Here is a 22,821-nt window from a genome sequence, read left to right as displayed (position 1 = left end):
CATGACGACCAGCACGGACACGGCCACGTACACGGAAGACTTCGGCGCTCTCGCGGACGGGTCGCCGGTCGGCCGGTGGACGCTGGAGCGGGACGGGGTCCGGGTGCGGGTCCTGACCTACGGCGCGATCGTGCAGTCGGTGGAGGCGCCCGGGCGGGACGGCTCGTCCGCTCCCGTGGCGCTCGGGCTGCCGGACGTGGCGGGTTACGAGGAGTTCCCGGCCCCCTACTTCGGCGCGGTGGTCGGGCGGTACGCGAACCGGATCGGGGGCGCCTCGTTCGTCCTGGACGGGCGCACGCACCGCCTGACGGCCAACGAGGGCGGTACGCATCTGCACGGCGGGGCCAGGGGCTTCGACAAGCGGGTGTGGGACGCGGAGGCGGTCCCGGGCGGGGTGCGGCTGTCCCTGGTCTCGGCGGACGGGGACGAGGGGTATCCGGGGCGGCTCGACTTCTCGGTGACGTACACGCTGGGGCCGGGCGGGGCGCTGCGACTCGCCTACCGGGCGGTGACCGACGCCCCGACCGTGCTGAACCCGACGAGCCATCTCTACTGGAACCTGGCGGGCGCCGGCAGCGGGAGCGCGCTCGGGCAGCAGTTGCGGATCGCGGCGGGGCAGGTCACGCCGGTGGACGCGGTGTCGGTGCCGACGGGCGAGCTGCTGCCGGTGGCCGGGACCCGGTTCGACTTCCGGGCGATGCGGACGGTGGGCGCGGGCCACGACCAGAACTTCGTGCTGGCTCAGGGCACGGCGGGGGCGGAGCCGTTCGGTCCGGTCGCCGCCGAGCTGTACGACGCCTGGTCCGGGCGGCTGCTGACCGTGCGGACCACCGAGCCGGGGCTCCAGCTCTACACCGCCGACCACTTCGACGGGCGGCCGTTCGGGCCGTGCGCCGGGATCGCGCTGGAGACCCAGCACTTCCCGGACTCGCCGAACCGGCCGGGGTTCCCCTCCACCGTGCTCCGGCCGGGCGAGGAGTTCCTCTCGCGCACCGAGTACGCGTTCTCGGTGCGCTGAGGCCGCCTGCCGCGCGCTCCGCTCAGCGGGCCAGGCCCAGGGTGACGCCGAGGCCGACCAGGACCGAGCCGATCGACCGGTTGAGCGCCTTCTGGCGGCGCAGCATCGCCCCGCGCAGCCTGGAGTGCGAGAAGAACAAAGCGACCAGGGCGAACCAGCCGAGGTGGGCGGCGGACATGAACAGGCCGTAGCCCGCCTGCTGCCACAGGGCGGTGCCGGGCCCGACGACCTGGGTGAAGGTCGCGACGACGAACAGGGTCGTCTTCGGGTTGAGGGCGTTGGTCAGGAAGCCGCTGCGCAGGGCCCCGAACGGGGAGAGCCCCGGCCGGTCCGTCAGGTCGACGTCGAGGTCGGCGCGGGCCAGGAAGGTGCGGATCCCGATGGAGATCAGATAGGCGGCTCCGGCCAGCTTGACCGCGGTGAACAGGGCGGTGGAGGAGGCGATGAGCAGCCCGACGCCGAGCATCGTGTACGTGACGTGGACCAGGACGCCCGCGGCGACGCCGGTGGCCGCGAGGACGCCGGTGGTGCGCCCGTACAGATAGCTGTTGCGCACGACCATGGCGAAGTCGGCGCCCGGGGAGACGACCGCGAGGACGGTGATGGCGGCGACCGCCAGCAGTTCGGTCACGCGGACCACGCCCGGGGGGCCGGTGCGCCGCCGCTGTCGGCGGCGGAGGGCCCGGGGCCCGGGTCCGGGGCCGCGTCCGGGTCCACCAGGTCGCGGGCGAGGAGGGTGGCCCCGGCGACGGCTCCCGGCATCAGGAACACCGCGACGAACGGGACGAGGAAGGCCAGGGTCAGCGGGACGCCGAAGCCGAGCACCAGCATCCGGCGGCCGCGCAGCAGGACGAGGCGGTCCCTCAGGACCATGCCGCGGCGCTGGAGGGCGACGGCGGTCAGCTCCTCGGCCAGGAAGTAGCCGGAGACGCAGAAGCCGATCGCGGGGACCACGGTCTGCCCGACGACGGGGATGAAACCGCAGGCGAAGAGGATGATCCCGTACAGGGCGACGCGCAGCAGGATGCGCACGGAGTCGCGGGCGGAGATCCACAGTTCGCGCCAGAGCGGCAGTCCGGACTCGGGGACGTCGCCGCCCTCGCTGCGGTCGACCTCCTCGGAGAGCGACTCGTAGAAGGGCTGGCCGACCAGGAGGGTGACGGCGGTGAAGGTGATGACCGCGAGGAACAGGCCGAAGACGAAGACGAGTGCGGTCAGCCCGGTGCGCAGGATGCCCTGCCAGGGCGAGGACCAGTCGTCGGCGAACGGGGTCGCCCAGCCGACGAGGTCGTCGGCCCCGTAGCCGAGTCCGACCAGCGCTCCGGCGTAGATGACGAGGGTGACGAGCCCGGGCAGGAGCCCGAATCCGAACCAGCGTCCGTGGTGGGCAACCCAGCGTTGCCCCTTCATCAAGTAGCCGAAGCCCGCCCCGAGATCACTCATGGGCGCCAGGGTACTGGCGTGCCGGGGAACGGCGAGGGCCGCACCCCGGGTGGGGTGCGGCCCTCGCGCGCGAGCGCTGACCGGTCAGGCGACCGAGAGCTCGACCTTGATGTTGCCGCGGGTGGCGTTCGAGTACGGGCAGACCTGGTGGGCCTTCTCGATGAGCGCCTGCGCGGTGGCGGCGTCGACGTTCGGGATGGAGGCGCTGATCGCGACCTCCAGGCCGAAGCCGCCGGCCTCCGTCTTGCCGATGGAGACCGAAGCCGTCACGGTCGAGCCGGAGATGTCGGCCTTCTCCTGGCGGGCGACGACGCCCAGCGCGCCCTGGAAGCAGGCGCTGTAGCCGGCCGCGAAGAGCTGCTCGGGGTTGGTGCCGGCACCGCTGCCGCCCATGGCCTTGGGCGGGTTGACGACGACGTCGAGCAGGCCGTCGTCGGAGGAGACCCGTCCGTCGCGGCCGTTCTCGGCGGTGGCGACGGCGGTGTAGGCGACGTCGATCTTCTGGATGGTCATGGTGTGAGGATTCCTCCTGTTGGTGCGCCGCGACTCGCGCCCACGGACCGCGGCGGCCTGCGGACGAGCCTAACGCGTGAGGGCGACCGGCGGGGAGCGGGTCAGACCAGGGAGACGATCATCTTCCCGGTGTTCTCGCCGCGCAGGAGTCCGACGAACGCGTCGTAGCCGTTCTCGATGCCCTCGACCGTGGTCTCCCGGTACTTCAGCTCGCCCGAGGCCAGCCAGCCGGCGACCTCCCGGACGAACTGGGGCTGGAGGTCGGCGTGGTCGCCGACGAGCATGCCGGTCAGGCGCAGCCGCTTGCCGATGATCAGCGCCATGTTGCTCGGGCCCGGGGTCGGCTCGGTCGCGTTGTACTGGGCGATCATGCCGCAGATGGTGGCGCGGCCGTGCACGTTGAACGAGGAGATCGCGGCTTCCAGGTGCTCGCCGCCGACGTTGTCGAAGTAGACGTCGATGCCGTCGGGGGCGGCTTCCCTGAGCTGGTCGCGGACCGGCCCGTTCTTGTAGTTGAACGCGGCGTCGAAGCCGTACTCCTCGGTGAGGAGCTTGACCTTCTCGTCGGATCCGGCGGAGCCGATGACCCGGGAGGCGCCCTTGAGCTTCGCCATCTGGCCGACCTGGCTGCCGACGGCGCCGGCCGCGCCGGAGACGAAGACCGCGTCGCCCTCCTGGAAGGAGGCGACGTCGAACAGGCCCGCGTAGGCGGTGAGTCCGGTCATGCCGAGCACGCCGAGGTAGGCGGAGAGCGGGGCGAGGCCGGGGTCGACCTTGACGGCGTGCTTCGCGGGCACGTCGGCGATCTCGCGCCAGCCGAGGCCGTGCAGGACGTGGTCGCCGACGGCGAAGCCCTCGGCGTTCGAGGCGATGACCTCGCCGACCGCGCCGCCGTCCATGGGGTGGTCGAGCTTGAAGGGCGGGGTGTAGGACTTGACGTCGTTCATCCGGCCGCGCATGTACGGGTCGACCGAGAAGTGGGTGTTGCGGACGAGGACGCGGCCCTCGGCCGGCGCGGCGACCTCGGCCTCGCGCAGCGCGAAGTCCTCGGCCCTGGGCCAGCCGTGCGGGCGGGCGACCAGGTGCCATTCACGGCTGGACGTGGGAAGTGCGGCAGACATGGGCTCGGGTTCTCCTCAATGTCATACGAGGGGGTGTGCCTCCGCGCCCGACGGCGCGAAAAGCTTCATGACATGAAACAACCATGCTCCTGAATATTTCATGATGTCAAGTAAATCGGTACGCTGTGCCCCATGGCCACTCGCACAGACCCCCTGACCCTCGAGGTCGTCGAGCTCATCGGCGCCGTCGTGGCGCGCTACCACGAGGAGTACGACCGGGCCGCCGCCGAACACTCCCTCACCGGGGCGCAGGCGCGGGTGCTCGGGCTGCTCTCGCTGGAGCCCCTGCCGATGCGGAAGATCGCCCTCAGGCTGAAGTGCGAGCCGTCGAACGTCACCGGGATCATCGACCGGCTGGAGACCCGGGAACTGGTCGAGCGCAGGCCCGATCCGGCCGACCGGCGGATCAAGCTGGCCGCCGCGACCGAGAAGGGCCGGCGCACGGCCCGTGAGCTGCGGGACGCGCTGGACTTCGCCCGGGAGCCGCTGGCCGGGCTCTCCGACGCCGAGCGCGCCCTCCTGCGGGACCTGCTGCGCCGGATGCTGGGCGAGGCCGACTGACCGCCGTACCTACGCGCACCACCACAGGAAGCGGGTGCAGGTCGGGGACGGCGTGGGGGCGGGCGTCGGTTCCGCCGGGGGCGGCGGGGGTGCGGGCGCGGTGGTCGACTCCCGCGGATCGTCCGGTTCCGGCGGGTCGGCGGGCGGGCTGTCGGGGACGCCGGACGGGTCCGCGGCATCGGGGTCCGGGGAGGCGGTGGGTCCGCCGGTGGCCGAGGCTTCGGGGCCCGGCGACCGCGAGGGGTTCCCGCGGCGCGTACCGGCCGGCGAGGCGTCCGTCGCGGGGCCCGTGGTCGCCCCGGCCCGGGAGCCGACCGGGACGGGGTCGCGGGGCTCCTCGGCGGGCCGCTCCCGCGACGGCGGCGGCGGCCCGGAGGGGTCGGACGGGGACTCGCGTACGAAGTCGGCGGCGGTGTCGTCCCGCCCGGGCTCCCTGGCCGACTCCGCCAGGCTCAGGGCGCCCGCCGCGAGGAGCAGCCCGAGGACGCCGAACAGGACGGTCCGGCCGCACCGACGGTGGCCGCCGCGGGCCCGCCGCCGGCCGGGGCGGACACGGCCGGTACGCAGGTCGCGCGGGTCTCCGGCACCGCGCCGGGCAGCCCGCCGGGGGGTTCCCGGGTCGGCGGGCGCGGCCGTCCCGTCCGGCGGCGCGGCCCCGTCCGACGGGTCGCGCACGTCCGGGGCGGGCACGGCGAAGGGGCCCAGCGCCTCGGCGGGCGTACCGCACCCGGCGCAGGCCAGGGCTCCGTTGAGATGCCGTCGGCACGGGTGGCAGTAATCCATGGCGCCCGCAGGTTAGGCGGGCGCGGAACGGACAGGGAAGCCGCACAGGTGAGGATCCTGTGAGGAAGATCGGATTCCGGTGACGGCCGGTCCGATACGCCTGACACACGGGAGGATGGGCGGCATGACCGCTCCCGCCCCCTTCGGCCCCCTCCAGTTCCAGCTCGTCCTGCTGCGCCGGATGGCCGACCACCAGCCCGGCCTGGTCGAGGAGGCCCGGCTCGAGCTGAGCGCCTCCATCGCCGACATGCGGGAGGCCAACCGCCGCTGGCAGGCCATGGTCCGGGCGCCCCGGGGACGGGGATCGCTGCGGCGCTACCGCTCGGTGCTCGGTGAACCGGAGGCGGTCCTGCCGCGCCGGGTCGGGGACCTGGAGTGCGAGGCGCTGCTGTGGCCCGTGCCGCTCTGGCCGGACCTGCGGTTCGAGGTGCTGGCCGGGCCCGGCGGGGCCGTGTGGAACGCGTGGCTGGTGCGGGCCCCCGGCGCGGCCGGACCGGAGCTCACCTCACCGGACGCGCTGCTCCCGTGGTCCTGCACCGTGGACGAGGCGGCCCGCGCCTTTCCCCCGGCCCGGCCGATGGAGGGCAGCGCTCCGACCCGGTGGTCGCTGGCCGTCACCGATCCGGCCACCGGCGGGGAGCGGATCACGGAGTTCACCTGGGGCCTGTTCCAGCGGCTGCTTCCGGGCCGCTGAGCTGAGACGCCGTCAGCTCCTGCTCCCCCGACGGCGCATCCCAACGCGCGCGACCGGCCGGACAGCGCCAGAGTTGTCGGGAGAGACCGGCCGCCGCCGGTGCCCCCTCCATCCGCGCGCTCGGGAGAACCGCCGTGACCGTCAGCCTTGAGCAGTTGCAGCGTTGCCATGTCGCCGTCGACCTCGGGGCCGCGAGGACCCGGGTGTACGTCAAGGGGCTCGGCCTCGTCGTCGACGAGCCGAGCGTCGCCGCCGTCAACACCCGTACCGGCTCCCTCATCGCCGTCGGCGCGCTCGCCGAGCAGATGACCGGGCGCACCCCCGCGTACATCCGGGTGGCCCGGCCGGTCTCCGGGGGCACCGTCGTCGACATCGAGATGGCCCAGCGGATGCTGCGCCATCTGCTGGGCGACAAGCTCCGCCGCCAGCTGCGCCGCAAGCCCCGGCTGCGGGCCGCGGCCTGCACCCCGCACGAGGCCGATCCGCTGGCCCAGCGCGCGACCGTGGAGACCCTGGTCGGGCTCGGCGCCCGCCGGGTCGAGCTGGTGGACACCCTGATCGCGGCGGCCGTGGGCTGCGGGCTGCCGGTCGAGCAGCCGACCGCCACCATGATCATGGTGTGCGGGGCCGCCACCACCCAGATCGCGGTGCTCTCGCTCGGCTCGATCGTGACCGCCGTCCGGATCCCGGTGGGCGGCAACGCGATCGACGAGGCGATCATCCAGCATCTGCGCCAGCACCACGAGCTGCTGCTCCCGAGCCAGTCCGTGCGCCCGCTCCAGCTGGCGCTGCACGGCAACGGCCTCCAGCTGACCGGCCCCGCCCTCACCGAGATCCACGGCCGGGACGTGGCGACCGGCCTGGCCAGGTCGGTGCAGGTCGACACCGCCGCCGTACGGCAGGCCATCCACACGCCGCTCACCGCGGTGCTCGACGGGGTGGGCAAGGTGCTCCGCGACTGCCCGCCGGACCTGGTGGCCGACCTCGCGGACCGGGGGATCATGATGGTGGGCGGCAGCGCCCTGCTGCCGGGCCTCGACCAGATGCTGCGCGACGCGACCGGGATGCCGGTGCACATCGCCGAGCGTCCCGACGTCTGCTCGGTGCTCGGTCTGGGCGCGATGCTGGACGGCAAGATCCAGCCGATGGTCCTCAACCCGCTTGCGGGGTGAGCGCGTCGGTACGGACCGGGCGGTGGAGCGGCCCGCGCGGACGGCGCGGATGACGGAGCCCGGGCGGCCGGACCCGTCCGGGGCCGGGCGGCTGCCGGTGCTCCTGGAGGCGGTCCTCAACGTCGGCAGCGATCTGGAGCTGGGCTCCACCCTCCAGCAGATCGTGGACGCCTCCACCGCTCTCACCGGGGCCCGCCACGGGGCGCTCGGGGTGCTGGACCCGGACCGGGACCGGGTCGAGGCGCTGTACACCGCCGGGATGACGGAGGCGGAGCGGCAGCGTCCCGGCCTCTTCCCCGACGACTCGTCCGCGGGGCCGGCCGCCCTGGCCGAGGAGGGCCGGGAGAGCCGGGAGAGCCGGGAAGGCGGTGTGCCCGGCCCTCCCCCGGCGCGCGACTCGTTGCGGGCGCCGATCCTGGTCCACACCGAGGTCTTCGGGGAGCTCTGCGTCGCCGGGAAGCCGTCGGGGCCGTTCGACGAGGCGGATCACGGCCTGCTGCGGGTGCTCGCCGCCCAGGCGGGCATCGCGATCGGCAACGCCCGGCTGTACGGGACGGCCCGGCAGCGCGAGCGCTGGATCGCGGGAGCGGCGGCCGTCACCACGGCCCTGCTGACCGGTACCGACGCGGCCGACGCGCTGATGACGGTGGCCGAGCGGGCCCGGGTGCTGGCGGGCGCGTCGGCCGGGGTGATCCTCCAGCCGACGGAGGAGGGCGGGATGGAGATCGTCACCGCGTCCACGCCGGACGATCCGGCGGGCATCGTCGGCACGGTGATCGAGCCCGGTTCCCCGGTGCTGGTGCAGCTGCTCGGCGGCGAACCGGTCTTCGTCGAGGACTCGGCGACCGACCCCCGGATGACCACCGGCGTGCGCTCCCGCTTCGGGCCGAGCATGATGCTGCCCCTGCAGAGCGGCGGGCGGCTCATCGGCACGCTCGCACTGCCCCGGCGGCGCGGCGAGCGGCCCTACACGGAGCTGGACCGGCTGCTGGCGACCCAGTTCGCCTCGCAGGCGGCCCTGGCCCTGGTGCTGGCGGACGCGCAGGCCGACCGGGAGCAGCTCGCGGTGTACGAGGATCGTGACCGGATCGCCCGTGATCTGCACGATCTGGTGGTCCAGCGGCTTTTCGCCACCGAGATGATGCTGGAGTCGACCCGACGCCGGGCGACCTCGGCGGAGGCCGGCGGCCACGGGGAGGCGGCGGCCGGGGGCGGGGAGGTCGAGGCCCGGGGCGGGGAGGTTGAGGCCGGGGAGCTGCTGGGGCGGGCCGTGGACGAGCTGGACTCCACCATCCAGGAGGTCCGCACCGCGATCTTCGCGCTCCAGCAGCCGCCGGCCGGGGCCCCGAGCACCTTCCGGGGCCGGGTGCTGCGGGAGACCGGGGGCGCGGCGGCCCTGCTGGGTTTCCCGCCGTCGGTGCGGTTCGTCGGGGCGGTGGACGCGCTGGTGGGCGAGGAGACGGGGCGGGAGCTGCTGGCCGCCCTGCGCGGGGCGCTGGCCGCCGCGCACCGCAGGCCCGGGGTGTCGGCCATCGAGGTGGAGGTGGACGCCACGGTCCGGCTGCCGGACGGGCGGGGCGGGGTGCGGCTGGTGGTCGCGGACGACGGGCGCGGCGAGGACGGCCGTCCGACGACGGTCACCTGGCAGGCCCCGGTCTGACCCGGTCCGCCCCGGGGGCCGGGGCGGCTCAGTGCTTCGGGGCGGCCCGCAGGGCGATCCGGGTGTTGGAGTGGGCGACGCCCGCCTCCCGTTTCAGCCGGCGCAGCAGGGCGTCCAGCGCGCCGGGGTCGGCGGCGGTGGCCCGTACGAGGTAGTCGTGGCCGCCCGTCACGTGGACCACCTCCGTGATTCCGGGCAGCATCAGCACCGAGCGTTCGAACTCCTCGTTCGTCGTGTCGAGGCGCAGGCTCACATCGATGAAGACGACCAGGCCCGAACGGGTGTCGGCGGCCGGGTCGACGATGACGGTGAAGCCCCGGATGACCCCGTCGCGGCGCATCCGGCGTACCCGGTCGCCCGCCGCGTTGGCGCTGAGCCCCACACGGGCGCCCAGGTCCCGGTAGGAGATCCGGGCGTCCTCCTGGAGAATGCCGAGGATTTCTCTGTCCAGCCGATCCATGGATCGATTGTCCCAGTTCGCGGCGGTATCGGCCGGGGGGAAGCCGCCGGAAGCCGGGGGCGCGTGCCGTCCCCCGGTCGGCGCAGTCCGGCGGGCCGTGCGGGGCCCCGCGCCCTTGACTGGCCTGTGTGGACACCTCCGTCAAGCAGTCCCCCGAGCCGCCGGCCCCGGCGGGGGCCCCGCCCGCCTCGGCCGCGTACCGCAATCTCGTCCTGGCGACGGTCGGCTTCGCGCTGACCTTCTGGGCGTGGAACCTGATCGCTCCGATGTCCGGGGACTACAAGGACCGGCTGGGGCTCAGCTCGTTCCAGCAGTCCTTCCTGGTGGCCGTGCCGGTGATCGTGGGGTCGCTCGGCCGGATCCCGGTGGGGGCGCTGACGGACAAGTACGGCGCGAAGCTGATGTTCCCGCTCGTGTCGGCGCTGACGATCGTGCCGGTGCTGCTGCTGATCCCGGCGAAGAACTCCTACGGGGCGATGATCGCGGTCGGCTTCCTGCTAGGGCTCGGCGGGACGACGTTCGCCATCGGTGTTCCGCTGGTCAACGCGTGGTTCCCGCCCGCCAGGCGGGGCTTCGCGCTGGGCGTGTTCGGGATGGGCATGGGCGGGGTGGCGCTGTCCGGTTACTTCACCCCGCGCATCGCGAAGCACGGCGACAACCTGCCGTTCCTCGTGGTGGCGGGGGCGCTGGTGGTGTACGCGCTGCTGGCGGCCGTCCTGGTCAGCGACCACCCCGGCCGGAAGATCCCCACGGACACGCTGGCGCACCGGCTCGGCGAGGCCGGGAGGCTGCGGGTGACCTGGGAGCTGTCGGCGCTGTACGCGATCGGCTTCGGCGGCATCGTGGCGTTCGGGGTGTACCTGCCGACGTATCTGAAGACGTGGTACGAGATGTCCCCGACCGAGGCAGGTACCAAGGCGGCCGGGTTCGCCCTGGTCACCGTGGTCTTCCGGCCGATCGGCGGCTGGCTGTCGGACCGGGCGCACCCGGCGCTGGTGACCGCGGCGGCCCTGCTGCTGGCCGCGCTGATGGCGGTGGTGCAGGCCTTCGAGCCGCCGCTGAACCCGGTCGGCACGATCGCGCTGCTGGCCATGGCGGCCGGGCTGGGCACGGCGAGCGGCAGTGTGTTCGCCCTGGTCTCGCAGGTGACGCCGCAGTCGAAGGTGGGCAGCGTGACGGGCATCGTCGGGGCGATGGGCGGGCTCGGCGGGTTCGTGCCGCCGCTGGTGATGGGCGCGATCTACAGCGCCAAGGACAGTTACGCGATCGGCTTCATGCTGCTGTCCGATCTGGCGCTGGCGGGGTGTGTGTACGCGTACGGGCGGATGCGGACCATCCGGCGCGAGGAGTGATGCTCGCCGGGGGCGTGAGAACGGCCGCGTTCCCGCCGGAACGCGGCCGTTCGTCCATGGGTGCGGCAGGCTACCCGCGCTGCTGCCTCAGCCGCTGTTCGAACCGGTCCGCCCAGTAGGCGGTCCGGTCGAGGTAGGCCGTCTCGGCGGCCTCCCCGGTCTTTCCGTAGGCGCCGTCGAAGGTCTCGTAGCCGTGGCCCGGGGGCGGGTTGGACGAGGCCGGTTCGATGGAGCTGCCCTCGTGCCACTCGTTGAACGAGGTGACGGAGACCCAGGTGGGATCGCCGCCGATGGCGGGGTTGAGGGCGTTGTTCCATTCCAGGTCGTACGAGGCGCCGTCCTCGCGGCCCAGGGTGGGGGTGGTGTTGCCGGGGACGGCCCGGTCGTCGATGTAGCCGGGGGCGACCGAGGGGGCCCAGACGAGGCCGTTGGCCTTGGCGTAGTCGCCGGCGTTCTTCCAGCCGGGGGCGGTGGCCCCGGCGATGCCGTCGTAGGTGTAGATCCCGCCGAAGTGGTCGACCTTGCTGGTGTCGGTGGTCTGGGCGAGGACGATGGCGGTGTCCTTGACGGCGTCCAGCGCCGACCAGTCCTGGATCCTCAGGCTCTCGAAGACGTAGTAGGCGTTGCGGTCGCCGTTCGCCGCGTCCCGGTAGAAGGCGGGGTGGTCGCCGAACTTCCCCTCCAGATAGGCGATGTCGTCGACGACGGACTCGGCGGTGCGGCCCCCGTAGGGCTCGATGTGCCAGGCGACCTCGATGCCGTGGCGGGCGGCGGCGTCCATGACGTCGCCGGCGAGGGAGTCCTCGTACCCCCCTTGCCCCCACCAGCTGTAGACGATGACGCCCGCGCCGGACCGCTGGACCCACTTCATGTGCTGGTCGACGGCTTGGTCGATGTCCCCGGAGTCGTAGGGGCCGAGCTTCGGATACAGGTCCGCGCCGATGGAGTCCGGCGGCGTGTGGCCGCCCTGCTGCCAGTGCCGCCAGCTCCCCGCCGGACCGTCGGGGGTGCCGTACCAGGGGTAGTAGAAGAGGTGCACGTTGGACGAGCCCTCGTCCTCGGCGGCCGGGGTGCGGGTCAGCGTGAGGCGGTCCACGTCGAAGAGGGCGCCGGCTCCCCCGGTGAACCGCAGGAACAGCGGGCCCGTCCCGGCGGTCAGGGCGGTGGTGACCTCGGTGAAGGTCTCCCAGCCGCCGGTCGGGGCGACGTCGACGGAGCCGAGGAGCGGTCCGGTGGCGGAGCCGGAGCGGACCTCGATCGTGCCGCCCGCGCCGGCCGAGGAGACCCGGGCGGTGAAGGCGGTGGCCCCGGCGGTGTCGAGGGAGGAGTAGCCCGCCCAGTCGCCGTGGTCGATGTAGCCGAGGGTGGCTCCGCCGCTCGCCGGTCCGTGGGCGGCGCTCTGGACGCCCGAGGAGGAGGTGTACGCCTCGGCCTCCGCGCTGTCGCCGCCCGGGCCCGGTCCGGGATCACCGGCGGAGCAGTCCGCCTCGACGGCTCCGGCCGCGTACTGGACGCCGCCGAGCAGGAGTCGGCGGAAGTCGGGGTCGGCGAAGGACTCGATGGTGTGGCCGAGCCCGGTGTAGAAGGAGCGGCCCTCCTGCTGTTCGTGGCACCAGGTGATGGGGTGGTCGCCGCCCATCTCGCCGCCGCTGTAGCTGGATTCGTCCAGGGACTGGAGTACGTGGACGTCCGCGCGGGGGTTGGAGCGGTAGTTGTACCACTCGTCGGTCCGCGTCCAGGTGTCGTCGAGGTGCGCGGTCGCCGGGTGGTCGTGGTCCTCGGTGGTGAGGCGGGCCTGCTGGATCGCCGGGTGGCTGCGGAACCAGGCGCCCACGAGGTCCTCGTACTCCGGCCAGTCGTACTCGGTGTCGGCCGCCGCGTGGACGCCGACGAATCCGCCACCCCCGTCGACGTACCCCTTGAGGGCGCTCTGCTGGGTGTCGTTCAGGACGTCGCCGGTGGTGGAGAGGAAGACGACGGCTTCGTAGGCGGCCAGGTTCGCGGGGGTGAACGCGGTCGCGTCCTCGGTGGCGGTCACGGTGAAGTCGTTGGCCGCGCCGAGTTGTTGGAGGGCGGTGATGCCGGCCGGGATGGAGTCGTGCCGGAAGCCGGCGGTCTTGGAGAAGACCAGGACCTGGTAGGGGTCGGCTGCCGCCGCGCTCTGCACGCCGGGGCTCAGGAAGGCCGCCCCGAGCGTGAGGGCCACGGCGCAGGCGAGGCGGCGGACGCGGGATCGTCTCATCGGTGGTCCACCTGCGCTCCCTGTGTGCCGAACGTGAAGGCGTCCAGATCGAAGAGGCTGCCCTGGCCCGTCGGGCCCTTGAAGACGAAGAACAACTCCGTCGTCCCGGGCGGGGCGTTGTCCACGTCCGCCGTGACGTTCACGAAGTTCTCCCAGCCGCCGGTCGGGGCGACGGTGAGCGTGGACAGGAGCGTGCCGGTGGCGGAGCCGGCCCGGACCTCCAGGGTGCCGCCCGCGCCGCCGGAGGCGACCCGTGCGGTGATGGAGGTGGCGTTGGACAGGACGTACGGCTTGAAGGAGACCCAGTCGCCGTTGTCGGTGTAGCCGACGGTCGCGCCGCCCTCGGCGGGGCCGTGCGGGGCGACCTGGACGCCGTTCTGGGCGGCGAAGTGCTCGCCCTGGCGGTGGCGGGGCTGGAGGACGGAGTCGCTGTGCGTGGTGAGCCCGCCCGCGTCGGTGTACTCGGCGTCGAAGACCCCGTAGATGTTGGCGGCGGTGTCGTGCTCGCCGTCGACGGGGACGTCGATGGTGCCGGAGCAGCCGTTCTTCGAGGTGATCTGGTGGCGGTGGCTGTCGTGGCCGAGGAGGTAGGTGACCTTGACCCTGGAGCAGTCGATCGCGCCGTCCTCGGGGTCGCTGACGCTCACGGTGAAGGGGACGGAGTCGCCGAAGGAGAACAGCGAGCCGTCCGCGGGGGTGTTGAGCGTGACGGTGGGCGCGCTGTTGCCCGCGGTCACGACCAGGCTCGCGGTGCCGGTGAGCCCTTCGGGGTCGGTGACGGTCAGGGTCGGGTTGAAGGTGCCGGCGGTGGTGTAGGTGTGGCTGGGGTTGGCGGCGGTGGAGGTGGCCCCGTCGCCGAAGTCCCAGGCGTAGGTGAGGTTTCCGCCCTCGGGGTCGGCGCTGCCGGCCGAGGAGAAGGAGACCGCGAGCGGGGTGGGCCCGGAGGTCCGGTCGGCGGCGGCCTTCGCGACCGGGGAGCGGTTGCTGCCCGCGAGGTACTCGACGCGGTACAGGGCCTGGTTGTTCGCGCCGGTGCCGTAGTCGAGGACGTACAGCGCGCCGTCGGGTCCGAACGCGGAGTCCATGACCTGGGTGCCGGTCCACGGGAAGGTGTCGATGGTCCCGGGCGATCCGTCGGCCTCGACCTCGACCGGCTTGATCCACTTGCGGCCGTACTCGGTGGCGAAGAAGCGGCCGTCGAGGGAGGCGGGGAACTTCACGGCCGAGTCGAGGTTCGCGTCGAAGTTGTACACGGGCCCGGCCATCGGGGACTCGGAGCCGCCGCCGAACTCCGGCGGGGAGCCCGCGTCACCGGCGTACCGGATCCAGGCGGGCTGGGCCGGGGGCAGTGTGGCCTGTCCGGTGTTGCGGAAGGAGTTGTTGGCCGGTCCGGAGGCGCAGTCGTACTTACCGGCGGACGGGCCGCCGGGGAAGGTGTACTCGCCGTACGTCTCCGTGGGCGTGTTGGTGCCCGTGCAGTACGGCCAGCCGAAGTTGCCGGGCTGGGTGACCCGGTTGAACTCGACCTGGCCGCTGGGGCCCCGGGCCGGGTCGGTGCCGCCGGCGTCGGGGCCGTAGTCGCCGATGTAGACGGCTCCGGACTTCTTGTCGACGGACATCCGGAACGGGTTGCGGAAGCCCATCGCGTAGATCTCGGGGCGGGTCTTCGCGGTGCCGGGGGCGAAGAGGTTGCCCGCCGGGATGGTGTAGCCGCCGTCCGCCGTGGGCTTGATCCGCAACAGCTTGCCGCGCAGGTCGTTGGTGTTGCCGGAGGAGCGCTGGGCGTCGAACTGCGGGTTGCGGTCGGTGCGTTCGTCGATGGGGGCGTAGCCGGCCGACTCGAAGGGGTTGGTGTCGTCGCCGGTGGTGAGGTAGAGGTTCCCGGCGGCGTCGAAGTCGATGTCGCCGCCGACGTGGCAGCACTGGCCCCGGTCGCTCGCGACTTCCAGGACGACCTTCTCGCTGGCGGTGTCGAGGGTGCCGTCGGCCTTGAGGACGAACCGGGAGAGGTTCAGATGCCCCTTCCACGCCTCGAAGTCGGCGGCGGTCCCGGTGGTGGGGGCGTCGCCCGGCGGGGTGTCCAGGAGCGGCGAGTAGTAAAGGTAGACGAAGCGGTTCGTCGAGAAGCCGGGGTCGACGGCGATGCCCTGGAGGCCCTCCTCGTCGTGGGTGTAGACGTCGAGCTTCCCGGCGGTCTTCGTCGACCCGGCGGCATCGGTCAGCCGGACCGTGCCGTCACGGGCGGTGTGCAGCACGGACCGGTCCGGCAGCACGGCGAGCGACATGGCCTCGCCCAGTTCGGCTCCGCCGAGGGCGAGTTGGACCTGCTGGTAGTCGGCGGCCGGGATGTCGGCGGCGACGCGGGGGGCGCGGTCCTCGGGGTCGGCGGCGAGGGCCGGTCCCGCCGCGGGGACGGCGAGCGTGGCCGCGAGCAGTGCGGCGAGCGCGGTGGCGTATCTGGACCACCGTGGGGGTGCGGGTGACATGGTCGTTCCTTCCTGACGGTACGTGGGGTCCCTCAGGCAAGGCGCTGTCGCGCTTTGCGACGTACGGTCCCGGCGCGCGGGGCGTACGGCATGCGGGCGTGCGACGACTGCGCCGGTGCACCGGCGCAGGCAGCTTTTTTCTTGGAGAGAGCGCTCCAACTCTCCCTAGGGGGAGGCTTTTTGCAGCCTGGCAACGCAAAATTAATTTGTCAAGGTCGTGTCAAAATTGCGATTGGGTGCTCCGTGCAGCGATGCGGAGGGCGGTACGGGCTGTCCGAAAATCGACCCGGGGTGACGCTGCCCTCATCGGCATCCGGTTCCGGGTGGGGACAGGCCGGAAGCCCTAGGCTCTCGGCGTGACCCTCCTTCTTCCCGCGCTCCAGTCCCCCGCCGGCCCGGCGGCCTCCCGGGAGGCCGTCCGCTTCGGCGACCTGTCCCTGACCTACGGCCGGCTCGCCGGAGCCGCCGACGCGCTCGCCGCCCGGATCGCGGACGCGGGCCGGGTCGCCGTCTGGGCCACCCCGACCCCGGAGACGGTGATCGCCGTGGTGGCGGCGCTGCGGGCCGGAGTCCCGGCCGTGCCGCTCAACCCCCGTACCGGGGAACGCGAGTTGGCGCACATCCTGGCCGACAGTGAGCCCACTGCCGTGCTGGCGGGGGCGGACGACGCGCTGCCGCCCGCGCTGGCGGAGCTGCGGCGCGTGACCGTGGACGCGCGGGCGGCGGGCGCTCCCGCCCCGGACACGGCGGTCGGTGCCCCGCCGGCCGGGGAGGACCCCGAGTCCCCCGCCCTGATCGTCTACACCTCCGGCACCACCGGACCGCCCAAGGGCGCCGTGCTGCCCCGCCGGGCCGTCGCCGCGTCCCTGGACGCCCTGGAGGACGCCTGGGGGTGGACCGGCGACGACGTCCTCGTCCACGCACTGCCGCTGTTCCATGTGCACGGGCTGATCCTGGGCGTCCTCGGCCCGCTGCGCCGGGGCGGCTCGGTCCGCCACCTGGGGAGGTTCTCGCCGGAGGGCGTGGCCCGGGAGCTGGCCTCCGGCGGCACGATGCTGTTCGGGGTGCCGACGATGTACCACCGGCTCGCGGAGGCGCTGGACGCCCCGGCGGACGGAAGCGGACACGGCTCCCCGGCGGCCGGGGGCGGCTCCCCGGCGGGCGTCGGACGGGACGCGCTGGCCGGGGCGCTGGCCGGGGCCCGGCTGCTGGTCTCCGGCTCGGCGGCGCTCCCGGTGCACGACCACGAGCGCATCGCGGCGGCGACCGGGCGGCGGGTGATCGAGCGGTACGGGATGACGGAGACCCTGATGAACACGGGGATCCGGGCGGACGGCGCACCGCGCCCCGGCACCGTGGGTCCGCCGCTCGCCGGGGTGGAGCTGCGCCTGGCCGAGGAGGACGGCACGGTGCTCGGCGAGCCCGGGGCGATCGGCGAGATCCAGGTCCGGGGACCGAACCTGTTCACCGGCTACCTCAACCGGCCCGACGCCACCGCCGCCGCGCACACGGCGGACGGCTGGTTCCGCACGGGGGACGTCGGCACGGTCGACGAGGACGGGTACGTGGCGATCGTGGGGCGCAAGGCCACCGACCTGATCAAGAGCGGCGGCTACAAGATCGGCGCGGGCGAGATCGAGAACGTGCTGCTCGCCCACCCCGGGGTGCGGGAGGCGGCCGTGACCGGCGAGGAGGACCCGGACCTGGGCGAACGGGTCGTGGCCTGGGTGGTCGCGGCCGACCCCGGCTCCCCGCCCGCCGCCGAGGAGCTGGCGGACCATGTGGCGGCCCAGTTGGCCCCGCACAAGCGCCCGCGCACCGTGCGCTACCTGGACGCCCTGCCCCGCAACGACCTGGGCAAGATCATGAAGAGGTCGCTCGGTGCCGGCTGACTCCCCCGCCCGGGCGACGGCCCGGGGGACGATCGCGCTGCTCACCGGCGCGGCGGGCTTCACCGAGCACCGTCCGCCGTCGCGCCCCCTGCCGCCGGACGGTCCGCTCGGCTGGGCGGGGTACGACGCGGCGCGGGAACGGGCCGCGGCCCGGACCGGCGAGGAGGAGTCCGTCGTATACGGCACCGGGACCGTCGGCGACCGCGCGTGCGTGCTCCTCGCCTTCGAATTCGGCTTCCTGGGCGGCTCGTTGGGGCGGCAGACCGGAGACCGGCTGGCGGCCGCGTACGAACTGGCCCTGAGCCGCCGCCTGCCCCTGCTCGCGCTCGTCGCCACCGGCGGCAGCCGGATGCAGGAGGGCATGGTCGCGCTGACCCAGCTCCAGCGGGTGGCCGCGGCCTCCGCCCGGCTGCGCGCGGCCGGGCTCCCGCAGATCGCGGTGGTCCGCGACCCGACGACCGGCGGCGGCTGGGCCACGGTGGGGGCGGGCGCCGACGTGGTGCTGGCACTGCCGGGCGCCCAGGTGGGCTTCGCCGGGTCCCGGGTGCGGCCGGCGGACGCGGACCCGTACGCGTACAGCGCCGAGGGGCAGTTCGCGGCGGGCCAGGTGGACGCGGTCGTCCCGCCCGGCGAGCTGGCCCGGACGGTGGCGCTCTGGCTGCGCGCGCTCGGCCCGCACGACGCGCTCCCCGCCGCACCGCTGCCCCGCGCACGGTCGGCGGCCCGGCTCCCGGAGACCGGGCGGGAGGCGGTGGCGGCGGCCCGCGCCCCCGGGCGCCCCCGGGCGGAGGCGTATCTGGCCGACTACTTCGCCGCCAGGCTCCCGCTCCACGGGGACCGGTGCGGCTCGACGGACCCGGGGCTGCTGTGCGGCTTCGGGCTGCGCGCGGACGGCAGCCCCGTGGCGTACGTCGCACAGTGCGGGACGCCGACCCGCCCGGCCGGGTACCGCGCGGCGGCCCGGACCATCCGGCTCGCGGACCGGCTCAAAGTCCCCGTCCTCACCCTCGTCGACACCCCGGGCGCGGCCAACGACGCCGAGGCGGAACGGGCCGGGGCGGGCGCGGCCATCGCGGAGACGTTCGCCGCGATCGCGGCGGTCCGGGTGCCGGTGACCACCCTGGTGATCGGCGAGGGCGGCTCGGGCGGGGCGCTGGCTCTCGCGGCGCCGGACAACACCCATGTCACGGCGGACAGCTACTTCTCCGTCATCGCCCCGGAACCGGCCGCCGCGATCCTCAAGCGACCGCCGTCGGAGACCGGCGCCACCGCCGACCAGTTGCGGCTGCGCCCGCAGGATCTCGTGGACCTGGGCATCGCCCGCTCGATCGTGAGCTGAGGGGGCGGCCGGCGGCCGGGTCGGCCAGGGTTACGGGCTCGGACCGGGGCTCGGGCTCGGGCAACAGCGACGGCAACGGCTGCGGGTCGCGGGCGTCGGCTAGGGCTGCGGGTCGCGGGCGTCGTAGCGGGCGAAGGCCCGCCACTTCAGCGCGAGCAGGGCCACGCCGGTCACGCACAGGACGCCGCCCCCGGTGACGGCGACGGCGGGGGTGGCGAGGTCGGCCACCGAGCCCGCCAGGAAGTCCCCGAGGCGGGGGCCGCCCGCCACGACGACGATGAAGACGCCCTGGAGCCGGCCGCGCATCTCGTCGGGCACGGCCGCCTGGAGCATCGTGTTGCGGAAGACCATGGAGACGGTGTCCGCACAGCCGGCGAGTGCCAGGAACAGCAGCCCCAGCCAGAGGTTGCGGGTGAGCCCGAAGACGGCGATGGCGACGCCCCACGAGCCGACGGCCAGCAGGATCGCGAGCCCGTGCCGCCGGATCCGGCCGAGCCAGCCGGAGAACACGCCGCCGAGCAGCGCGCCGAGGGCCGGGGCGGCGACGAGCATCCCGGTGGTCCGGGCGTCACCCCCGTACCAGAGGACGGCGACGACCGGGAAGAGGGCGCGCGGGTGGGCGAGGACCATCGCGCACAGGTCGGTGAAGAAGGTCATCCGCAGGTTCGGCCGGGTCCCGAGGAACCGCAGCCCGTCCAGGACGGAGGCCCGCTTGCCCGTCTCCCCCTCCTTGCGGTCGGGCAGCATCGAGGGCAGCCGCCACATCGCGTACAGGGAGGCGGTGAAGCAGACGGCGTCCACGGTGTACGCGGAGCGGTAGCCCCACCAGCCGACGATCAGGCCCCCCAGCATGGGACCGACGAGCATGCCGGTCGTGGTGGTGATGGAGTTCAGCGCGTTGGCGGCGGGCAGCTGCTCGGCCGGGAGCAGCCGGGCGATCATCGAGGAGCGGGCGGGTGCGTTGAGGGCGAAGCAGACGGCCTGGAGGGCGACGACCGCGTACAGCAGCCCGACCCGTTCGACGCCGACGACCGTCGCCGCCACGAGGACGACGGACAGCAGAAACGACCCGGCGGCGCTGAACAGGCCGAGCCTGCGCCGGTCGAAGGTGTCGGCGACGGCCCCGCCGTAGAGCCCGAAGACGACCAGCGGGACGAGTGAGCAGAACCCGATGAGTCCCACGGAGAACGCGGACCCGGTGATGTCGTAGACCTGGAGCGAGACCGCCAGCGACGTCATGCCCTGGCCGATCCAGGAGACGGTGTTCCCGAACCAGAGCCGCCGGTAGTCGGGCGAGAGCCGCAGCGGGGTGAGGTCGGCGAATATGGGGGTGCGGCGGCCAGGCGGTTCGGTCGTTTCGGTCACAGGGGATGTTAGCCGCGCCCGCCCCGGGGCCGGCCGCCCGCCCCGGGACTCCTCAGTCGCCACCGCGCGCCGGAAAGCCGGACACCACGCCGTGCGGCGGGAGATCTGCGGGGAAAGCGCTACACGAACGGCTTTTGGCCCCTCTATACACCCGATTCGGCCGTTTTCTTGACGGGTCCTTCCTCTTGATCAAGGCTGGTCGGCACGGAGGCCGAGGGAGCACGCACACCTTGAGGGAGCACGCACACCTTCAGGAGAGAGGAAAGTCGTGATCGCCGACCGACTGGATCTGCCCCCGCCCTGGGCCGCCCGTCCGCTCAGCGGCACTCCGGAGGAGGGACGCCTGCTGTCCCGCTGGATGGGCCAGGAGTACCTCGTGGAGACCTGGCACCAGGACTGGCCCCCGGAGCGCTGGAGCGAGGAGCTGCGCCGCCTGCACGCGAGCGAGGAGGGCGGGCCGTTCCAGGTCACGTACGAGGGCAAGCGGTTCGCCTACATCGAGGTCTACCGGCCGCTGCACTCCAACATCGCCTCGTTCCAGCCCTGGAGCCGGCACGACCTCGGTTTCCACCTGGCGATCGTCGACCGGACGCTGACCGGTCGCGGGCTGGGCACGGCGTTCGTCTCGGACCTGGTGCGGACCCTGTTCCGGCACTTCCCCGAGGCGGAACGCGTCGCCGCCGAACCCGACGTACGCAACCTGGCCTGCCGCCGGGTGATGGAGCGGGCCGGGATGTCCTGGGTGAGAACGGTACGGCTGCCGCACAAGGAGGCGGCCCTCCACGTGTGCCCCCGGTCCGGGGCCCTGCCCGCGTCGGCGTCCGCGCCCGGGCTGCCGGGCGTCACGGCACCTGACGACGGACGGACGGCGGCCCGGCACCCGGCCGCCTGAGGTCCTGGGCGCTCGCGGGGCCCGCCGGGATGTGACGGCGGGCCCCGCGGGGCCCGGAAGAGAGACCAACCCCCTGATCCCGGGGTACCCGGCAGCAGGCGTCGACGACCCGGACGCCATCGAGGAACCGCTCCTCGCCCACACCAAGGCGGTCGAAGGAACAGCCGCCCGCGGGTGACCCGGCCCGGCGCGCCAGGGGGCATCCGGCCCTGATGCGGCCGGACGCGCCCCTCACCCCCGCCCGGCCGGCTGCCGCACCAAGGAGTCCCACAGGGCCACGGCGTGGTCCACGGTGGAACGGAGCCGCTCCAGGGGCACGCCGTCGCGGGCCTCTATCGACAGCCCGTGCAGGATGGTCGCGTAGAAGGCGGCGATCGCCGCGACGTCCGTCCCGGGCTCCAACTCCCCCTCCTCCACGGCCCGCTCCAGCCGTTTCTCCAGCTCGGCGACCGAGGTCCGCCGCCACTCGGCCAGGTGCTCGGCGACCTTCCTGTTCTGGTGCGAACAGTTCGTGGCCGACAGCACGATCATGCAGCCGCTCGGGGTCTCCGGGTCGGCGAAGGTGTCGACGTTGCCGCGCAGCATGGCCTCCACCGCGGCCCGCGCCGTCGGCGCCCCGCGCAGCGCGCGGTTGGTCGCCGAGCCCGCGGTGCGGTCGTACAGCGCGACGGCCTCTCGGTACAACCGCTCCTTCGAACCGAAGGTGTTGTACAGGCTGGCGGAGTTGATTCCCATGGCGGCGGTCAGGTCCGTGAGCTTCGTGCCCTCGTAACCGAGCTCCCAGAACGTCACCATCGCGCGCCGCAGCGCCGCCGCCCGGTCGAACGCGCGCGGTCGGCCTTTCTCGGCCATGCCTGCCTCCTCGTGGGGGGGGTTGACCCCCGGTCATCCTGCCTGTTGAGTATTTTTGGATCGTTCGACCCAGAAATCAACCCCGGCGTGGATGGAGCGAGATGCCTCAGCTTGCGGACAAGGTGGCACTGGTGACGGGGGGAAGCCGCGGCATCGGTGCCGCGACCGCCCTACGACTGGCGGAGGAGGGCGCGGATGTCGCCCTGACGTACGTGAACGCGGCCGACCGGGCCCAGGAGGTCGTCACGGCGATCGAGGCCCTCGGGCGCAGGGGCGTGGCCATCCGGGCCGACAGCGCGGACCCGGCGGCCGTCGTCGGGTCCGTGGAGCGGACCGTGGCGGAGCTCGGCGGGCTCGACATCCTGGTGAACAACGCCGGGGTCTTCCCGTACGGGCCGATCGAGGGCGTGACGCTGGAGGAGATCGACCGCACGCTCGCCGTCCACGTGCGCGCCGTCTTCCTGGCCACCCAGGCGGCCGTCCCCCACCTGGGGCACGGCGGCCGCGTCATCAGCATCGGCAGCTGCTGGGCCAGCCGCGTGCCCGTCCCGGACGTCACGCTGTACGCCATGAGCAAGTCGGCGCTGATCGGCTTCACCAAGGGCCTGGCCCATGACGTGGCGCCCAAGGGGATCACCGCGAACATCGTGGACCCCGGGCCCACCGTCACCGACATGAACCCGGACGGCACGGACGAGGCCGAGGAGGAGCGGCTGAGGACCGCGGCGAAGGTGCTGGGCGCGGGGGCGGACACCGCGAAGGCCGTCGCCTTCCTCGCCGGCCCGGACGCCCAGTGGATCACCGGCACCTCATTGGCGGTCGACGGTGGCTACACCGCCTGAGCGCGGCGGGGGGGGCGTCACCGCCGGCATCGTGCAGGGCGAGGCCGCTTCGGCGGCCCGGCTCGCGTGTGTCGAGGCGATCATCGCGGGGGTGGTGGGGCCGAGGCTTCCGGAGGCTTGAGCGGGTGGCGGCG

20 protein-coding genes are annotated in these 22,821 nt (G+C 73.7%); 10 read left to right on the top strand and 10 right to left on the bottom strand.

Annotated features, from left to right (window positions below; translation table 11 throughout):
- Window position 1 precedes the first annotated feature (1 nt).
- Complete coding sequence (locus DTB53_RS28880; protein ID WP_012381082.1) at window positions 2–1,018, top strand: aldose epimerase family protein; 1,017 nt, start codon at window positions 2–4, stop codon at window positions 1,016–1,018.
- 22 nt (window positions 1,019–1,040) lie between these two features.
- Here the strand turns inward: DTB53_RS28880 and DTB53_RS28875 are convergent, their stop codons facing one another.
- From DTB53_RS28875 to DTB53_RS28860, 4 genes are all read right to left on the bottom strand, one after another.
- Window positions 1,041–1,649 carry a LysE family transporter gene (locus DTB53_RS28875; RefSeq protein ID WP_012381081.1) on the bottom strand — a complete coding sequence of 203 codons (609 nt, stop codon included), beginning with the start codon at window positions 1,647–1,649 and terminating at the stop codon, window positions 1,041–1,043.
- Window positions 1,646–2,461 (bottom strand): EI24 domain-containing protein, encoded by an 816-nt coding sequence (locus tag DTB53_RS28870; RefSeq protein ID WP_003969370.1) that lies wholly within the window; start codon window positions 2,459–2,461, stop codon window positions 1,646–1,648. Before DTB53_RS28870 ends, DTB53_RS28875 begins: the two co-directional genes overlap by 4 nt.
- Before the next feature lie 84 nt (window positions 2,462–2,545).
- Window positions 2,546–2,974 (bottom strand): organic hydroperoxide resistance protein, encoded by a 429-nt coding sequence (locus DTB53_RS28865; protein WP_003969369.1) that lies wholly within the window; start codon window positions 2,972–2,974, stop codon window positions 2,546–2,548.
- Window positions 2,975–3,075: 101 nt separating this feature from the next.
- Window positions 3,076–4,095: an NADP-dependent oxidoreductase gene (locus DTB53_RS28860; protein WP_003969368.1), complete on the bottom strand. Its 1,020-nt coding sequence runs from the start codon at window positions 4,093–4,095 to the stop codon at window positions 3,076–3,078.
- 132 nt (window positions 4,096–4,227) lie between these two features.
- Between DTB53_RS28860 and DTB53_RS28855 the strand changes: the two genes are divergently transcribed.
- Window positions 4,228–4,656: a MarR family winged helix-turn-helix transcriptional regulator gene (locus DTB53_RS28855; protein WP_003969367.1), complete on the top strand. Its 429-nt coding sequence runs from the start codon at window positions 4,228–4,230 to the stop codon at window positions 4,654–4,656.
- A 9-nt stretch (window positions 4,657–4,665) separates the two neighbouring features.
- On the opposite strand, the gene DTB53_RS28850 is transcribed toward DTB53_RS28855, so the two are convergent.
- Window positions 4,666–5,439: an SCO2400 family protein gene (locus tag DTB53_RS28850; protein WP_012381080.1), complete on the bottom strand. Its 774-nt coding sequence runs from the start codon at window positions 5,437–5,439 to the stop codon at window positions 4,666–4,668.
- Between the two features lie 124 nt (window positions 5,440–5,563).
- Here DTB53_RS28850 and DTB53_RS28845 point away from each other — a divergent pair, with 124 nt between their 5' ends.
- The 3 genes from DTB53_RS28845 to DTB53_RS28835 all read left to right on the top strand — a co-directional run bounded on the left by DTB53_RS28845 (window position 5,564) and on the right by DTB53_RS28835 (window position 8,965).
- Window positions 5,564–6,133 (top strand): hypothetical protein, encoded by a 570-nt coding sequence (locus tag DTB53_RS28845; RefSeq protein WP_042497245.1) that lies wholly within the window; start codon window positions 5,564–5,566, stop codon window positions 6,131–6,133.
- Window positions 6,134–6,267: 134 nt separating this feature from the next.
- Window positions 6,268–7,305: a rod shape-determining protein gene (locus tag DTB53_RS28840; RefSeq protein WP_003969364.1), complete on the top strand. Its 1,038-nt coding sequence runs from the start codon at window positions 6,268–6,270 to the stop codon at window positions 7,303–7,305.
- Window positions 7,306–7,354: 49 nt separating this feature from the next.
- The gene (locus DTB53_RS28835) at window positions 7,355–8,965 is read left to right on the top strand and encodes a sensor histidine kinase (RefSeq protein WP_012381078.1); all 1,611 of its coding nucleotides are present in this window, start codon (window positions 7,355–7,357) and stop codon (window positions 8,963–8,965) included.
- A 28-nt stretch (window positions 8,966–8,993) separates the two neighbouring features.
- Here the strand turns inward: DTB53_RS28835 and DTB53_RS28830 are convergent, their stop codons facing one another.
- A complete protein-coding gene (locus DTB53_RS28830) occupies window positions 8,994–9,425 on the bottom strand; it encodes an Lrp/AsnC family transcriptional regulator (protein WP_003969362.1) in 432 nt (143 codons plus the stop codon).
- 128 nt (window positions 9,426–9,553) lie between these two features.
- Between DTB53_RS28830 and DTB53_RS28825 the strand changes: the two genes are divergently transcribed.
- Complete coding sequence (locus DTB53_RS28825; protein WP_003969360.1) at window positions 9,554–10,777, top strand: MFS transporter; 1,224 nt, start codon at window positions 9,554–9,556, stop codon at window positions 10,775–10,777.
- A 70-nt stretch (window positions 10,778–10,847) separates the two neighbouring features.
- Here the strand turns inward: DTB53_RS28825 and DTB53_RS28820 are convergent, their stop codons facing one another.
- Both DTB53_RS28820 and DTB53_RS28815 read right to left on the bottom strand, forming a co-directional pair.
- Window positions 10,848–13,019, bottom strand: coding sequence for a glycoside hydrolase family 99 protein (locus DTB53_RS28820; RefSeq protein WP_012381077.1), 2,172 nt, complete (start codon window positions 13,017–13,019; stop codon window positions 10,848–10,850).
- Window positions 13,016–15,505: a PQQ-dependent sugar dehydrogenase gene (locus DTB53_RS28815; RefSeq protein WP_012381076.1), complete on the bottom strand. Its 2,490-nt coding sequence runs from the start codon at window positions 15,503–15,505 to the stop codon at window positions 13,016–13,018. The genes DTB53_RS28820 and DTB53_RS28815 overlap by 4 nt, the downstream gene beginning before the upstream one ends.
- 356 nt (window positions 15,506–15,861) lie before the next feature.
- On the opposite strand from DTB53_RS28815, the gene DTB53_RS28810 reads away from it, so the two are divergent.
- Window positions 15,862–17,397: an acyl-CoA synthetase gene (locus DTB53_RS28810; RefSeq protein ID WP_012381075.1), complete on the top strand. Its 1,536-nt coding sequence runs from the start codon at window positions 15,862–15,864 to the stop codon at window positions 17,395–17,397.
- Window positions 17,387–18,736, top strand: a complete 1,350-nt coding sequence (locus tag DTB53_RS28805) for a carboxyl transferase domain-containing protein (protein ID WP_012381074.1) — start codon at window positions 17,387–17,389, stop codon at window positions 18,734–18,736. Before DTB53_RS28810 ends, DTB53_RS28805 begins: the two co-directional genes overlap by 11 nt.
- A gap of 99 nt (window positions 18,737–18,835) precedes the next feature.
- On the opposite strand, the gene DTB53_RS28800 is transcribed toward DTB53_RS28805, so the two are convergent.
- Window positions 18,836–20,101 carry an MFS transporter gene (locus DTB53_RS28800; RefSeq protein ID WP_003969354.1) on the bottom strand — a complete coding sequence of 422 codons (1,266 nt, stop codon included), beginning with the start codon at window positions 20,099–20,101 and terminating at the stop codon, window positions 18,836–18,838.
- A gap of 268 nt (window positions 20,102–20,369) precedes the next feature.
- Here DTB53_RS28800 and DTB53_RS28795 point away from each other — a divergent pair, with 268 nt between their 5' ends.
- A complete protein-coding gene (locus DTB53_RS28795) occupies window positions 20,370–20,993 on the top strand; it encodes a GNAT family N-acetyltransferase (protein WP_012381073.1) in 624 nt (207 codons plus the stop codon).
- A gap of 231 nt (window positions 20,994–21,224) precedes the next feature.
- Here DTB53_RS28795 and DTB53_RS28790 read toward each other — a convergent pair whose 3' ends face one another.
- The gene (locus DTB53_RS28790; protein WP_012381072.1) at window positions 21,225–21,845 is read right to left on the bottom strand and encodes a TetR/AcrR family transcriptional regulator; all 621 of its coding nucleotides are present in this window, start codon (window positions 21,843–21,845) and stop codon (window positions 21,225–21,227) included.
- 101 nt (window positions 21,846–21,946) lie between these two features.
- Here DTB53_RS28790 and DTB53_RS28785 point away from each other — a divergent pair, with 101 nt between their 5' ends.
- The gene (locus tag DTB53_RS28785; RefSeq protein WP_012381071.1) at window positions 21,947–22,687 is read left to right on the top strand and encodes an SDR family NAD(P)-dependent oxidoreductase; all 741 of its coding nucleotides are present in this window, start codon (window positions 21,947–21,949) and stop codon (window positions 22,685–22,687) included.
- The last annotated feature ends 134 nt before the right edge of the window (window positions 22,688–22,821 follow it).

The sequence above is a fragment of the Streptomyces griseus genome, from assembly GCF_900460065.1.
GTDB lineage: Bacteria > Actinomycetota > Actinomycetes > Streptomycetales > Streptomycetaceae > Streptomyces > Streptomyces griseus.
Note: the sequence above shows the minus strand (reverse complement) of the source record. Positions and strands in the feature narration are given on the sequence as shown.

Bases quoted from the DNA above. Each gene is read 5' to 3' on its own strand.
- DTB53_RS28845 (WP_042497245.1), top strand. From the start codon at position 5,564: ATGACCGCTCCCGCCCCCTTCGGCCCCCTCCAGTTCCAGCTCGTCCTG.
- DTB53_RS28850 (WP_012381080.1), bottom strand. From the start codon at position 5,439: ATGGATTACTGCCACCCGTGCCGACGGCATCTCAACGGAGCCCTGGCC.
- DTB53_RS28790 (WP_012381072.1), bottom strand. From the start codon at position 21,845: ATGGCCGAGAAAGGCCGACCGCGCGCGTTCGACCGGGCGGCGGCGCTG.
- DTB53_RS28880 (WP_012381082.1), top strand. From the start codon at position 2: ATGACGACCAGCACGGACACGGCCACGTACACGGAAGACTTCGGCGCT.
- DTB53_RS28785 (WP_012381071.1), top strand. From the start codon at position 21,947: ATGCCTCAGCTTGCGGACAAGGTGGCACTGGTGACGGGGGGAAGCCGC.
- DTB53_RS28815 (WP_012381076.1), bottom strand. From the start codon at position 15,505: ATGTCACCCGCACCCCCACGGTGGTCCAGATACGCCACCGCGCTCGCC.
- DTB53_RS28860 (WP_003969368.1), bottom strand. From the start codon at position 4,095: ATGTCTGCCGCACTTCCCACGTCCAGCCGTGAATGGCACCTGGTCGCC.
- DTB53_RS28820 (WP_012381077.1), bottom strand. From the start codon at position 13,019: ATGAGACGATCCCGCGTCCGCCGCCTCGCCTGCGCCGTGGCCCTCACG.
- DTB53_RS28870 (WP_003969370.1), bottom strand. From the start codon at position 2,461: ATGAGTGATCTCGGGGCGGGCTTCGGCTACTTGATGAAGGGGCAACGC.
- DTB53_RS28865 (WP_003969369.1), bottom strand. From the start codon at position 2,974: ATGACCATCCAGAAGATCGACGTCGCCTACACCGCCGTCGCCACCGCC.
- DTB53_RS28835 (WP_012381078.1), top strand. From the start codon at position 7,355: ATGACGGAGCCCGGGCGGCCGGACCCGTCCGGGGCCGGGCGGCTGCCG.
- DTB53_RS28830 (WP_003969362.1), bottom strand. From the start codon at position 9,425: ATGGATCGGCTGGACAGAGAAATCCTCGGCATTCTCCAGGAGGACGCC.
- DTB53_RS28855 (WP_003969367.1), top strand. From the start codon at position 4,228: ATGGCCACTCGCACAGACCCCCTGACCCTCGAGGTCGTCGAGCTCATC.